This is a genomic window from Delftia sp. S65 (assembly GCF_016516495.1).
Taxonomy (GTDB): domain Bacteria; phylum Pseudomonadota; class Gammaproteobacteria; order Burkholderiales; family Burkholderiaceae_C; genus Comamonas; species Comamonas acidovorans.
Map to the genome: position 1 here is coordinate 17,690 of NZ_JACVUR010000022.1, position 13,613 is coordinate 31,302.

Consider the following 13,613-nt stretch of genomic DNA (forward strand, 5'->3'; position numbering starts at 1 on the left):
TCCTTCACGGAGCGCCCTGATGGCCAACACTCAACAAATGGCGAATGCGATCCGCGCACTCGCAATGGATGCCGTTCAACAAGCCAACTCCGGCCACCCCGGCGCCCCCATGGGCATGGCCGACATGGCCGTGGCACTGTGGAGCCGTCACCTCAAGCACAACCCCGTCAACCCGCAATGGGCTGACCGTGACCGCTTCATCCTGTCCAACGGCCACGGCTCCATGCTGATCTACGCGCTGCTGCACCTCACGGGCTACGCGCTGCCGATCGACGAGCTCAAGAACTTCCGCCAGCTGCACAGCAAGACGGCCGGCCACCCCGAAGTGGGCATCACCCCCGGCGTGGAAACCACCACCGGCCCGCTGGGCCAGGGCATCACCAATGCCGTGGGCTTCGCGCTGGCAGAAAAGCTGCTGGCTGCCGAATTCAACCGTCCCGGCCACGCCATCGTCGACCACCACACCTACGTGTTCCTGGGTGACGGCTGCCTGATGGAAGGCATCAGCCACGAGGCCGCGGCCCTGGCCGGCGCCTGGAAGCTGGGCAAGCTGGTGGCGCTGTACGACGACAACGGCATCTCCATCGACGGCAAGGTCGCCCCCTGGTTCATCGACAACACGCCCGCCCGCTTCGAAGCCTATGGCTGGAACGTGATCCGCGACGTGGACGGCCACAACGTCCAGGCCCTCGATGCCGCCATCGCCGCTGCCAAGAAGAACAGCTCCAAGCCCACGCTGATCTGCTGCAAGACCAGCATCGGCAAGGGCTCGCCCAACCGCCAGGACACGGCCAAGGCCCACGGCGAGCCCCTGGGCGCCGAGGAAATCGCGCTGACCCGCGCGGCCCTGGGCTGGGAGCACGGCCCCTTCGACATCCCCGCCAGCGTCTACGGCGACTGGGATGCCAAGGCCGCCGGCGCCAAGGCCGAAGCGGCCTGGAACAAGAAGTTCGCCGCCTACGCCAAGGCCTTCCCCGAACTGGCTGCCGACTTCACGCGCCGCATGGCCGGCGACCTGCCTGCCAACTTCGGCGAGATCGCCGCGCAGATCGCCTCCGACGCGCATGACGCAGGCGCCACCGTGGCCAGCCGCAAGGCCAGCCAGCTGGCCCTGGAAGGCCTGACCGCAGCCCTGCCCGAACTGCTGGGCGGCTCGGCCGACCTGACCGGCTCCAACCTGACCAACACCAAGAGCACGCCTTCGCTGCGCGTGGACGACAAGGGTGCCGTGGTCCTGACCGAAGACGGCAAGATCGGCCGCCACATCAACTACGGTGTGCGCGAGTTCGGCATGGCCGCCATCATGAACGGCATCGCCCTGCATGGCGGCTACATCCCCTACGCAGGCACCTTCCTGACCTTCAGCGACTACAGCCGCAACGCCATCCGCATGGCCGCGCTGATGAAGCAGCGCGTGGTCCACGTCTTCACGCACGACTCCATCGGCCTGGGCGAAGACGGCCCCACCCACCAGTCCATCGAGCACGCCGCCTCGCTGCGCCTGATCCCGGGCCTGGATGTCTGGCGCCCTGCAGACACCACGGAAACCGCCGTCGCCTGGACCGTGGCCCTGAGCCAGAAGAACAAGCCCACGGCCCTGCTGCTGTCGCGCCAGAACCTGGCCTACGCAGCCAAGACCGAAGACGCGCTGGACGACATCGCCTGCGGCGCCTACGTGCTGTCCGAGCCCAAGGCCGTCGGCCTGAACAAGAAGGCCCAGGCCGTCATCATCGCCACCGGCTCCGAAGTGCAACTGGCCCTGGCAGCCCAGAAGCTGCTGGCCGAGCGCAAGGTCGCCGTGCGCGTGGTCTCCATGCCCAGCACCACCACCTTCGACAAGCAGGACGCCAAGTACAAGAGCCAGGTGCTGCCGGCCAACCTGCCGCGCATCGCCGTGGAAATGGGCGTGACCGACTTCTGGTGGAAGTACGGCTGCGCCGCCGTCGTCGGCATCGACACCTACGGCGAATCGGCCCCCGCGCCCGTGCTGTTCAAGCACTTCGGCTTCACGGCCGAGAACGTGGCCGACACCGTGCAGGCTGCGCTGCAGCGCGCCGGCAAGTAAAGCTGCGAGAAGGGGCCTGTGGCCCCTTTTTGCCGCCCGCCAGGCCCGGCCTGGCCCTCACCGTTTCAGTTTTTCCGTTTTTCGCAATCCGTCAATCCAAGAGGCAAATATGACGATCAAGATCGGTATCAACGGCTTCGGCCGCATCGGCCGCATGGTGTTCCGCGCTGCCGTGCAGAACTTCAGCGACATCGAAGTCGTGGGCATCAACGACCTGCTCGAGCCCGACTACCTGGCCTACATGCTCAAGTACGACAGCGTGCACGGCCGTTTCAAGGGCGAGGTCTCGGTGGAGGGCTCCAACCTGATCGTCAACGGCAAGACCATCCGCCTGACGCAGGAGCGCGACCCCGCCAACCTGAAGTGGAACGAAGTCGGCGCCGACATCGTGATCGAGGCAACCGGCCTGTTCCTGACCGACGAGACCGCACGCAAGCACCTGGCTGCCGGCGCCAAGAAGGTCATCATGTCCGCGCCTTCCAAGGACAGCACCCCGATGTTCGTCTTCGGCGTGAACTGCAAGACCTACGCCGGCCAGGACGTGATCTCCAACGCCTCCTGCACCACCAACTGCCTGGCTCCCGTGGCCAAGGTGCTCAACGACAAGTGGGGCATCAAGCGCGGCCTGATGACCACCGTGCACGCTGCCACCGCCACGCAAAAGACCGTGGACGGCCCCAGCAACAAGGACTGGCGCGGCGGCCGCGGCATCCTGGAAAACATCATTCCCTCCAGCACGGGCGCAGCCAAGGCCGTGGGCGTGGTGATTCCCGAGCTCAACAAGAAGCTGACCGGCATGTCCTTCCGCGTGCCCACCTCCGACGTGTCGGTGGTGGACCTGACGGTGGAGCTGAACAGCGAAGCCAGCTACGAAGAGATCTGCGCCGAAATGAAGGCCCAGTCGCAAGGCGCGCTCAAGGGCGTGCTGGGCTACACCGAAGACAAGGTCGTGGCCACGGACTTCCGCGGCGAGTCCTGCACCTCGGTGTTCGATGCCGAAGCCGGCATCGCCCTGGACAAGACCTTCGTGAAGGTCGTGTCCTGGTACGACAACGAGTGGGGCTACTCGAACAAGTGCCTGGAAATGGTGCGCGTGGTCGCCGCCAAGTAATCCTGGCGCGAACCGCTGCGGGGCCTGTCAAGGGCCCCGCACCAGGCCGGCATCGGACGCGATGCCGGCCTTTTTCATGGCGGGCAGTGTGCCCTGGCACTGCAAGCGTTGCTCGACAAAGCGGGCACCGGCGGCGCGGCATCATGGCCGCATGACTACTTCATCCGCATTGCACGAAACGATTGGCTTTGACGACTTCCTCAAGGTGGAGCTGCGCGTGGGCCGCATCGTGGACGCCCAGGTGTTCAAGGAGGCGCGCCGCCCCGCCTATGTGCTGCAGGTCGATTTCGGCCCGGAGCTGGGCCTGCGCAAGTCCAGCGCCCAGATCACGGCGCTGTACCGGCCCGAGGAACTGATAGGCCGCCAGGTGGTGGCCGTGCTGAACTTTCCCAGCAAGCAGATCGGTCCCATGCGCTCGGAATGCCTGGTCACGGGATTCCACAACGAGAACGGCGAGGTCGCGCTGTGCGTGCCCGACCGCGAGGTGCCGCTGGGCACCAAGCTGCTGTGACGGCCTGGGTGACTATTCGATGCGCACGTCGGCCGCCTTGACGATGCGCTCGGACGCTTCCCAGTCGTCCTTGAGCAGGCGCTGGAATTCGGCGGCCGGCAGGGTGGCGGCTTCCACGCCCACGCGGGCCAGGCGCTCCTGCACCGCGGGCTCGGCCAGCACCTTGCGCACGGCGGTGTTGATGCGCTCCACTTCGGCGGGCGGCGTGCCGGCCGGTGCCAGCAGGCCCAGCCAGGAGTCGAAGGCATAGCCGGGCACGCCGGACTCGGCCACCGTGGGCAGCTCGGGCAGGAAGCGCGAGCGTTGCTGGCCCGAGTAGGCCAGCAGCTTCACGCGTGGATCCTTCTGGAAGGCCAGCATGCCGATGGTGGCGCCCGTGACCAGCTGCACGCGGCCGGCCAGCAGTTCGGTCGTGGCGTCGCCCGTGGATTTCATGGGGATGTGCTGCAGCTTGATGCCCGCCTGCGCGGCCAGCGAGGCCGAGGCCAGGTGCGAGGCGCTGCCATTGCCGGCCGACGCATAGTTGAGCTGGCCGGGCTGGGCCCTGGCGCGCTGCAGCAGCTCGCCCAGGGTCTGCACGCCCGATGCGGCCGGCACGCCCACCACATAGCCCGTGCGGCCCAGGAAGGACACGCCCACGAAGTCCTTGAGCGGGTCATAGGGCAGCTTCGCGTACAGATGGCCGGCCAGGTTGTGGCTGGCCGCAGCCAGCACCAGGGTGTTGCCGTCCGGCGCGGACTTGGCCACCTGGGCCGTGCCCACGCTGCCACCCGCGCCCGCCCGGTTTTCCACCACCACGGTGGCGCCCAGGGCCTGGCCCAGTTCATTGCTGAAGGTGCGTGCCACCGTGTCCTGCGTGGCGCCTGCGCCGAAGGGCACGACGATGCGGATCACGCGTTCGGCATGCACGGCCGGTGCCAGTCCCAAGGCCAGGGCTGCTGCCAGCAGAACGCGGCGGGTGACGGGAGAAGGATGAGAGGTTTTCATGGGGAAGTTTCCTGGGTGACGGCAAGCCACCGCTCCACCAGCCGCACGAAGTAGCTGGCGCCGATGGCAAGGATGTCGTCGTTGAAGTCGTAGGAGCGGTTGTGGATCAGGCAGGGGCCGTCGCCATGGCCGGGCAGTCGGTGATCGCCCTGACCGTTGCCGATGAAGGCGTAGCAGCCGGGCCGCGCCTGCAGCATGTGGGCGAAGTCCTCGGCCGCCAGCACGCCGGGGAACTGCGTGTCCACGGCGTCGTCGCCCGCGATCTCGCGCATCACGGCGGCGGCGAAGGCGGCCTCGGCCGCGTGGTTGACCAGGGGCGGCGAGGCGCGCCGGAAATGGATCTCGGCCCTGCAGCCATGGGCCAGGGCCGTGTGCTCGGCCTGGCGGCGCAAGGCGGCTTCGAGGATGTCCAGCGCCGCCACGGAGAAGGTGCGCACCGTGCCGCCCACCCAGGCGCTGTCGGGAATCACGTTGGGCGCGTCCGAGCCCTGGATCTGCGTCACCGCCAGCAGCGCGCGTTCGCGCGAATCCACATGGCGCGCGACCAGGGTCTGCAGCTGCTGGGCCAGGTCAATGGTGGCGGCCACCGGATCGATGCCCGTGTGCGGCAGCGAGGCATGCGTGCCCTGCCCATGCAGCACGATGCGGAAGGTGTTGCTGGAGGCCATGAGCGCGCCCGGGTTGAGCGCGAAGCTGCCCACGCGGTCCAGCGCGAAGTTGTGCAGGGCGAAGACCGCATCGCAGGGGAAGCGCTCGAACAGGCCTTCGTCGATCATCCTGCGTGCGCCGGCCTTGCCCATCTCTTCGGCGGGCTGAAAGATCAGGTGCACCGTGCCCGCGAAGTCGCGCGTGCGCGCCAGATGCCAGGCCGCGGCCAGCAGCATGGTGGTGTGGCCGTCATGGCCGCAGGCATGCATGCGGCCTGCGTGCTGCGAGCGGTGGGCAAACCGGTTTTCTTCCTGCAGCGGCAGCGCATCCAGGTCGGCGCGCAGGCCGATGGTGCGCGTGCCGTGGCGTGCGTCCGTATGCCTGCCGTGCACCACGCCCACCACGCCCGTGCCGGCCAGGCCGGTGTGCACCTCCACGCCCCAGGAGGCCAGGCGTTCGGCCACGATGGCCGAGGTGCGGTGTTCCTCGAAGCCCAGCTCGGGGTGGGCATGCAGGTCGCGCCGCAGGGCCACGAAGGGCGCCATGTCGGCAAAGCTTTCGATCAGGTGGGGCAAGGCGGTCTCCGGCCGCAGCCGGCCCATGCCTGCTGCGGCGAATCCCGGATTCTGTAAAACCGCCAGCCCTGTGGCAACGAAGCAAAACGCATATGCATGCGCCCTGCATGCACAAGCCGAACGGGCCGATCAAGCCGTTCAGGCGGACGTCACAGGGCCCTCAGGACTACGCCATGCGCTGCGCGAGAAAGTCCAGGAAGGCCGTGATGCGCGCGGCCAGCGCCGTGTTGCGGTAGTAGACGGCGTGGATGGGCTGGCGCTGCTGCACGGTCTCGCGCGCCAGCACCTGCACCAGCTCGCCCTGGGCGCGATCGCGCACGGTCATGAAGTCGGCCAGGCAGACCACGCCCTGGCCGGCCAGGGCCAGCTGGCGCATGGTCTCGCCGCTGGAGGCCGTAAGCTGGGGCGCGGCATCCCAGCGGTCGCCGCCCTCGGGCGTGCGCAGCGGCCAGTGGTTCAGGCCGGGCACCTGGCTGTTGCCAATGCGCTGGTGGCGCGCCAGCGCAGCCACGCTCGCCACGGGGCCATGGGCCTGCAGGTAGGCGGGGCTGGCCAGCACGCGCAGCACGCTGTGGCACAGCAGCCGAGCATGCAGCGTGGAGTCGCGCAGCTCGCCGATGCGGATGGCGATGTCGGTGCGCTGGGCCAGCAGGTCGATGTGCAGGTCATCGGTGTTCAGCTCCAGCGTGATCAGCGGATAGAGCGCGCGGAACTCGCCGACCAGCGGCACGATGGCATGCAGCATGAAGGGCGAGGCCGCGTTGACGCGCAGCAGCCCGGCCGGCGCCTGGCGCCGCGCGGCCAGTTCCTCCTCGGCCGCGTCCAGGGCCTGCAGCACCTCGCGCGCGCGGGCCAGGAAGCGCTCGCCTTCCTCGGTCAGTTCCAGGCTGCGCGTGGTGCGCCGCACCAGTGTGGTGGCCAGCTTTTTCTCCAGGCGCGACAGGCTGCGGCTGATGCCCGAGGTGGTCTGTCCCAACTGCTCGGCCGCCGCCGTGATGCTGCCGCAGTCGATCACGGCGCGAAAGGCCTGCAACTCGTCCAGGGTGGTTTTCATGGGGCGCCAGCTTGGCGCAATTGTTGCTGCAGCGTCAAATATTTTCTGCTGATACCAGGCTTTATCTGCAAGCGTGAACGCGCCAGACTGCAGTCTTCGGGGCGTGGTTCCGCGCCTTGTTTGCTTTTTTGAAAGACCTGCATGACATCGACTGCCTCTCTCGCTTCCGTGGTGCCCGCGTTCGGCCTGGGCACCTTCCGCCTCAAGGATGAGGTGGTGCGCCACTCCGTGGGCCAGGCCCTGGAGGTGGGCTACCGCGCCATCGACACCGCCCAGATCTACGGCAACGAGGCCGATGTGGGTGCCGCCATCGCCGCCAGCGCCGTGCCGCGCGATCAGCTCTTCCTCACCACCAAGATCTGGACCGAGAACCTGTCCGCCGACGCGCTGATCCCCAGCCTGGAGCGCAGCCTTGAAGCCCTGCGCACCGACCATGTGGAGCTGACGCTGATCCACTGGCCCTCGCGCAGCGTGCCGCTGGAGGACAGCCTGGGCGCGCTCATGCGCGCCAGGGAGCAGGGGCTGACGCGCCACATCGGCGTGTCCAACTTCAACATCGCGCTGCTGCAGCAATCCATCGCCGCCGTGGGCGCCGCGAACATCGCCACCAACCAGATCGAACTGAGCCCCTATCTGCAAAACCGTGCCGTCACCGACTTCGCACGCCAGCAGGGCATTCACACCACCTCGTACATGACGCTGGGCTACGGCAAGCTGCTGGCCGATCCCGTGCTGGCCGACATCGCCGCCGCCCACGGCGCCACGCCCGCCCAGGTGGCGCTGGCCTGGGCCATGGCCATGGGCTATGCCGTCATTCCCTCGTCCACCCAGCGCGCCCACCTGCAGGCCAACCTGGACAGCTGCCAGCTGGTGCTGGGCGCCGAAGACATGCAGCGCATCGCCGCGCTGGAACGCGGCGACCGCCAGGTCAGCCCTGACGGCCTGGCTCCCGCCTGGGATTGAACGGGGGGCTGTGATCGGGGGCCTGCGCGGCCCGGTGGGCTTTGACCTGGAGCAACGCAATGGTGACCCTAGGGGTAGTACTAGGGTTATCACAGTATCGAACGACCGTGCTTTTTATGAGAATGCACGTTCAATCGAGAAACCAGGAGACGAGCAGCATGAGTGACCGCCCATGGCTGGGTGCCTATCCGGCAGGTGTGCCCGCCGACATCGATCCCTCCCAATACCCCTCGCTGGTGGCCCTGATGGAGGAGGCCTTCAGCCGCTACGCGGATCGCGTGGCCTATTCCTTCATGGGCAAGGAGCTGACCTACTCGCAGGTCGATGCGCAAAGCCGCGCCTTCGCCGCCTATCTGCAGAGCCTGGGCCTGGCCCGCGGCGACCGCGTGGCGCTGATGATGCCCAACATTCCCCAGTACCCCGTGGCCGTGGCCGCCGTGCTGCGTGCGGGCTTCGTCGTGGTCAACGTCAACCCGCTGTACACGGCGCGCGAGCTGGAGCACCAGCTCAAGGACTCGGGCGCCAAGGCCATCGTCATCATCGAGAACTTCGCCCACACGCTGCAGGCCTGCAAGGCCGCCACGCCCGTGCAGCACATGGTGCTGTGCACCATGGGCGACCAACTGGGCATGCTCAAGGGCGCCATCGTCAATTACGTGGTGCGCAAGGTCAAGAAGCTGGTGCCGCCGTTTTCGCTGCCTGGTGCAGTGCGCTTCAATGACGCGCTGGCCAAGGGCATGCGCTCGCCCTTCCAGGCGCCGCAGCTGCAGGCCTCCGACATGGCCCTGCTGCAGTACACGGGCGGCACCACGGGCGTGAGCAAGGGCGCGGTCCTGCTGCACAGCAACATCATCGCCAACGTGCTGCAGTCCGAGGCCTGGAACCAGCCCGCCATGGGCAAGGTGCCGGCCGGCGAGCAGCCCACCAGCATCTGCGCGCTGCCGCTGTACCACATCTTCGCCTTCACGGTGAACATGATGCTGTCCATGCGCACGGGCGGCAAAACCATCCTGATTCCCAATCCGCGCGACCTCAAGGCCACGCTCAAGGAACTGTCCACGCAGCGCTTTCACAGCTTCCCGGCCGTGAGCACGCTGTTCAACGGCCTGGCCAACCACCCGGACTTCAACACCGTGGACTGGTCGCACCTGAAGGTCTCGGTCGGCGGCGGCATGGCGGTGCAAAGTGCCGTGGCCCAGCTGTGGCTGCAAAAGACCGGCTGCCCCATCTGCGAGGGCTACGGCCTGTCGGAGACCAGTCCCTCGGTCAGCTGCAACCCGGTCAACTCCACCGAGTTCTCGGGCACCATCGGCGTGCCCCTGCCCAGCACCTGGATGAAGCTCGTCGATGACGAAGGAAACGACGTGACCACCATCGGCGAGCGTGGCGAGGTCGCCATCAAGGGCCCGCAGGTCATGGCCGCCTACTGGCAGCGCCCCGACGAAACCGCCAAGGTCTTCACCGCCGACGGCTACTTTCGCACCGGCGACATCGGCACCATGGACGAGCGCGGCTACTTCAAGATCGTGGACCGCAAGAAGGACATGGTCCTGGTCAGCGGCTTCAACGTCTATCCCAACGAAGTGGAGGACGTGGTCTCCAACTGCCCCGGCGTGCTCGAATGCGCTGTGGTCGGCGTGCCCGACGAGAAGACCGGCGAGGCCGTCAAGCTGGTCATCGTGCGCAGGGACGACAGCCTTACCGAGCAGGCCGTGCGCGATTTCTGCCACGACAACCTCACGGGCTACAAGCGGCCGCGCGTGATCGAGTTCCGCACCGAACTGCCCAAGACCCCGGTCGGCAAGATCCTGCGCCGGGAGCTGCGCGACAGCAAGTAACGCGGGCGGCTTGCCGTGTTTGAAAAGAGGCGCTTCGGCGCCTCTTTTCATTGGGAGGGAACACGTCTTCAGAACACGCCCAGACCCGCCAGGACCAGCGCCGCCAGCGCCACGGCCGCCGCATTGAGGCAGGCCAGCGCAAAGCCGAAGCGCACCAGCTCGCCCTCTTCCTGCGCGGTGGTCCGTGCCAGGCCCAGCACCAGCATCACGATGGACAGGGAGCCCAGCGCCGCATGCCCGGCGGCGCTGTTGTGCACGGCGGCCAGCAGCAGGCGCGAGGACTCGGGCAGCAGGGCGATGGCGGGCATGAAGATCGCGTTGCCGCCCACATTGGAGCCCGTCATGTAGCCCGCCAGTGCGCCGAAGGCGGCCACGATGGGCACCAGGGCAGCGGGCGCCAGCTCGGCCAGCAGCTGCACCAGGCCGGACAGGAAACCAGCCTTGACCATCATCTGGGACATGGCCAGAAAGAAGAAGATGGTCAGCAGCGGGCGCTTGGCGCGGGCGGCCAGAGCACCAGCCAGGGCAACGCCACGGCCGGCCCCGCGCGCCAGCAGCAGGGCCAGCACCAGGGTCAGCGCCACGCCCGGGGAGGCCAGCGGCTTCCAGGCCACCTGGGCGCCCTGCACGATCCAGCGCTGGTCCCACTGCGTGGCCAGTGCCAGCAGCTTGAGCAGCACGATGGCAAGGGCGAGCGCCAGATACGGCCAGGCCTGTCGCGGCCAGCCGGGTGCCGCCTGGGCACGGCCGCGCTTAAGCAGGGCGCGCACCAGCATGCCCAGCGCCACTGCAAAGCCTGCGCCCACGCCCGCCACCTCGGGGCCCAGCCAGCGGCTGATGCCATGCAGCACGCCCACGAACAGCAGGCCAAAGCCGCCCAGCAGCAGCCAGGCCCGCGCACCGCGCTCGCCTGCCAGCTGCAGGGACAGAGCGCCCAGCACCAGGAACACCGGCGCGCTGGTCAGCGAGGACACAGCGGCCAGCGCGGCCGCGTCCACATGGGCCAGCGAGGCACCGATCACCGTGGCCAGGCCCAGCGTGCCCCAGGGCATGATGGCCATGCCCGCCAGCGCCATGCGCAGCGCGGCGCGCCGCTCGAACAGGCTCAGCAGCAGCGGCACGGTGGCGATCAGCGACACGCCAAAGCCCGTCATCGCCTCCAGCAGCGGCGCCAGGCCCAGCACGATGAACACCACCTGATCGGCCGGCCCCAGGCCCAGCGAGCGCACCCACTGGCTCAGCGCCTGGTTCACGCCCATGCGTTCGATGAGGATCACAAAGCCCAGGCCCGGCACGATCACGAAGGCCGTGCTCAGGAACAGCACGCCCGTGTCGCGCGCTGCGGCCAGGGCGGCGCCGGAAGCGGCGGTGCCCGTCGCCATCCAGGCATCGACCAGCCACAGCATGGCGACCAGCGCCGCCCCGGCCATGGCCGCCTGCACAGGCGGGCGGCGCAAAACCATGAGCATGGACATCACAAGAAACACGGGAGAGAGGTGGAGCAGGGTGGCCATGGGATGGGCTTTCTCGGCAGGCAGGTCCGCATGCGTTGGATGCGGAAAACGACGAAATACTATTTCGCGGCACCTGTTTTTTGGTCTCTGAATTGGGGGTGTTTGCGAGAAAATTTCTCACCCTTCAAAAGTCCTCGCTTCCCATGACCAAGCACACCGCCCACCCTGCTCACCTGGCCGACCTGGACGGCTTCGACCGCGCCATCCTGGCCATCGTCCAGCGCGACAGCACGGTGCCGCTGCGCCTGCTGGCCGAGCAGGTCAACCTGTCCACGGCCGCCGTGCAGCGCCGCCTCAAGCGCATGCAGGCCGAAGGCGTGATCACCGGCCAGGCCGCCACCGTGGACCCCACGCGCGTGGGCCGGCCCATCACCATCATCGTGGAGGTCATGACCGAGCGCACCAGCATCGACGCGCTCAACGCCATGAAGTCGCACTTCGCCGTGCCCGAGGTCCAGCAGTGCTACTACGTCACGGGCGAGGTGGACTTCGTGCTCGTCCTCACCGTGGCCACCATGCAGGAGTACGAGGCCCTGGCGCGGCGCCTGTTCGCCGAGAACCCCAACGTCAAATGGTTCAAGACCATCGTGGCGCTGGACCGCGTGAAGGTCGGGCTGGAAATTCCCTGCGAGTGAAGGCTCTTTGGCGCAATCTTGACAGCCGTGAAACGGCCGCCTACATTGAGTGGAATGATCGTTCCAATTCAATGAGCCACCATGCGCACCAAGGACTTCGACCCCGATGACATTGCAGACGCCGCCATGCAGGTGTTCTGGCAGCGCGGCTACGCGGCCACCTCGGTGCAGGACCTGGTGGACGGCACGGGCCTGTCGCGCAGCAGCCTGTACGGCACCTTCGAGAACAAGCAGGGGCTGTTCCAGCATGCGCTGCGCCGCTATGAGGCCGTGACCACCTCCAACGTGGAACTGCTGTCCGGCCCGGGGCGCGCCCGGGACCTGGTGCGGCAGCTGCTGCTGCGCATCGTGCAGGACGAATTGAGCGATGCCGGGCGCCGTGGCTGCCTGGTCGCCAATGCCGCGCTGGAGCTGGCCGGCCATGACGAGGCCGTGGCCGAGAGGGTGGCCGGCAACTTCCAGCGCCTGCAAAAGGCGCTGGAAAAGCTCATCCTGCGCGGCCAGCAGGAAGGCGACATCACCGACAGCAAAAAGCCGCGCGCCCTGGCGCGCTTCGTCCTGAACACCGTGCAGGGCCTGCGCGTGCTGGGCAAGGGCAGCAGCGCGCCGCAGCGCCGCCAGTGCCTGATGGATGTGGTCGACGTGGTCGACATGGCGCTGCAGGCGCAATAGCCGGCCACCCGTCACCCGCCGCGCGCATGTCGTGCCGTTGCGGGTTTTTATTTTCCTCAAATTGGAATGATCGTTCCAGTAATCCGGATTTCAATTTTCCGTGTCCGTTTCACTCTCTCATCACCCTGGAGTTCCCATGCATTCAAACCTTCAAACCACCATTGCCGTGCTCGGCACGGGCCTGATCGGTGCGCCCGTCGCGCGCAACCTGCAACGCAAGGGCTTCACCGTCCGCGCCTGGAACCGGACGGCCGCCAAGGCCCAGGCCCTTGCGGCCGACGGCGTTCAGGCCTGCGGCGATGCAGCCGACGCCGTGCGTGGCGCCCGCATCGTCGTCACCGTGCTCAAGGACGGGCCGGCCGTGCTGCAGGCCATGCAGGCTGCAGCGCCCGCATTGCAGCCGGGCACACTGTGGCTGCAACTGAGCACGGTGGGTGTGGACGCCATCGCGCCGCTGGCGCAGTTCGCCGATCGGCATGGCCTGGTGTTCTACGACTGCCCCGTTCAGGGCACGCGCCAGCCGGCCGAGCAGGGCCAACTGGTCATCCTGGCCGCAGGCCCGCTGGCGAAGCGCGGCCAGGCGCAGCCGGTGTTCGATGCCATCGGCAAACGCAGCCTGTGGATTGCGCAGCAGGCAGGCGCCGCCAGCCGGCTCAAGCTGGCGCTCAACCACTGGGCCTTCGCACTCACGCATGGCCTGGCCGAAAGCCTGGCGCTGGCCAAGGGGCTGGACATAGAACCGGCCCTGGTGGTCGATGCCGTCACGGGCGGGCCCATGGACAGCGGCTTCTTCCAGGCCAAGGCCGCTGCCATGCTGTCAGGCCGCTACGACGCCAGCTTCACCGTGGCCAATGCCGTCAAGGACGCGCAGCTGGTGGCCGATGCCGCCGCCGGCGCAGGCCTGCTGCTGGATGGCGCCCAGGCCGGGCTGCGCCGCTTCGAGCGCGCGCTGGCCGCCGGGCATGGCGACAAGGACATGGCGGCATCCCACCTGGCATCCCATCCAGCCTCCCATGCCTGAGATGCTCAGCAAGGAAAAG

General features: G+C 67.8%; 12 protein-coding genes. 8 read left to right on the forward strand and 4 right to left on the reverse strand.

Annotated features, from left to right (window positions below; all coding sequences use genetic code 11):
• Positions 1 to 19: 19 nt before the first annotated feature.
• From tkt to IAE24_RS17715, 3 genes are all read left to right on the forward strand, one after another.
• Entirely contained in the window at positions 20 to 2,065 is a 2,046-nt protein-coding gene (gene tkt / locus IAE24_RS17705; RefSeq protein WP_012202870.1) for a transketolase, read from the forward strand.
• 109 nt (positions 2,066 to 2,174) lie between these two features.
• Complete coding sequence (gene gap, locus IAE24_RS17710) at positions 2,175 to 3,176, forward strand: type I glyceraldehyde-3-phosphate dehydrogenase (protein WP_012202871.1); 1,002 nt, start codon at positions 2,175 to 2,177, stop codon at positions 3,174 to 3,176.
• A gap of 151 nt (positions 3,177 to 3,327) precedes the next feature.
• The gene (locus tag IAE24_RS17715; RefSeq protein WP_026062619.1) at positions 3,328 to 3,687 is read left to right on the forward strand and encodes a tRNA-binding protein; all 360 of its coding nucleotides are present in this window, start codon (positions 3,328 to 3,330) and stop codon (positions 3,685 to 3,687) included.
• Positions 3,688 to 3,699: 12 nt separating this feature from the next.
• On the opposite strand, the gene IAE24_RS17720 is transcribed toward IAE24_RS17715, so the two are convergent.
• The 3 genes from IAE24_RS17720 to IAE24_RS17730 all read right to left on the reverse strand — a co-directional run bounded on the left by IAE24_RS17720 (position 3,700) and on the right by IAE24_RS17730 (position 6,951).
• On the reverse strand, positions 3,700 to 4,674 hold the full coding sequence (locus IAE24_RS17720; RefSeq protein ID WP_199961281.1) for a tripartite tricarboxylate transporter substrate binding protein: 975 nt from the start codon (positions 4,672 to 4,674) through the stop codon (positions 3,700 to 3,702).
• A complete protein-coding gene (locus IAE24_RS17725) occupies positions 4,671 to 5,924 on the reverse strand; it encodes a M20 aminoacylase family protein (RefSeq protein ID WP_199961282.1) in 1,254 nt (417 codons plus the stop codon). The genes IAE24_RS17720 and IAE24_RS17725 overlap by 4 nt, the downstream gene beginning before the upstream one ends.
• Before the next feature lie 139 nt (positions 5,925 to 6,063).
• The gene (locus IAE24_RS17730; protein WP_199961283.1) at positions 6,064 to 6,951 is read right to left on the reverse strand and encodes a LysR family transcriptional regulator; all 888 of its coding nucleotides are present in this window, start codon (positions 6,949 to 6,951) and stop codon (positions 6,064 to 6,066) included.
• 141 nt (positions 6,952 to 7,092) lie between these two features.
• Between IAE24_RS17730 and dkgB the strand changes: the two genes are divergently transcribed.
• Positions 7,093 to 7,914, forward strand: coding sequence for a 2,5-didehydrogluconate reductase DkgB (gene dkgB, locus IAE24_RS17735; protein ID WP_141830770.1), 822 nt, complete (start codon positions 7,093 to 7,095; stop codon positions 7,912 to 7,914).
• 158 nt (positions 7,915 to 8,072) lie between these two features.
• Positions 8,073 to 9,752 carry a long-chain-fatty-acid--CoA ligase gene (locus tag IAE24_RS17740; RefSeq protein WP_065346872.1) on the forward strand — a complete coding sequence of 560 codons (1,680 nt, stop codon included), beginning with the start codon at positions 8,073 to 8,075 and terminating at the stop codon, positions 9,750 to 9,752.
• Between the two features lie 68 nt (positions 9,753 to 9,820).
• Here IAE24_RS17740 and IAE24_RS17745 read toward each other — a convergent pair whose 3' ends face one another.
• Positions 9,821 to 11,266 (reverse strand): L-lactate permease, encoded by a 1,446-nt coding sequence (locus IAE24_RS17745; protein WP_199961284.1) that lies wholly within the window; start codon positions 11,264 to 11,266, stop codon positions 9,821 to 9,823.
• A 143-nt stretch (positions 11,267 to 11,409) separates the two neighbouring features.
• Here IAE24_RS17745 and IAE24_RS17750 point away from each other — a divergent pair, with 143 nt between their 5' ends.
• From IAE24_RS17750 to IAE24_RS17760, 3 genes are all read left to right on the forward strand, one after another.
• Positions 11,410 to 11,901: an Lrp/AsnC family transcriptional regulator gene (locus IAE24_RS17750; protein ID WP_016449824.1), complete on the forward strand. Its 492-nt coding sequence runs from the start codon at positions 11,410 to 11,412 to the stop codon at positions 11,899 to 11,901.
• A gap of 81 nt (positions 11,902 to 11,982) precedes the next feature.
• Positions 11,983 to 12,573: a TetR/AcrR family transcriptional regulator gene (locus tag IAE24_RS17755; protein ID WP_013804518.1), complete on the forward strand. Its 591-nt coding sequence runs from the start codon at positions 11,983 to 11,985 to the stop codon at positions 12,571 to 12,573.
• Between the two features lie 136 nt (positions 12,574 to 12,709).
• On the forward strand, positions 12,710 to 13,594 hold the full coding sequence (locus tag IAE24_RS17760; protein ID WP_199961285.1) for an NAD(P)-dependent oxidoreductase: 885 nt from the start codon (positions 12,710 to 12,712) through the stop codon (positions 13,592 to 13,594).
• Positions 13,595 to 13,613: the final 19 nt, after the last annotated feature.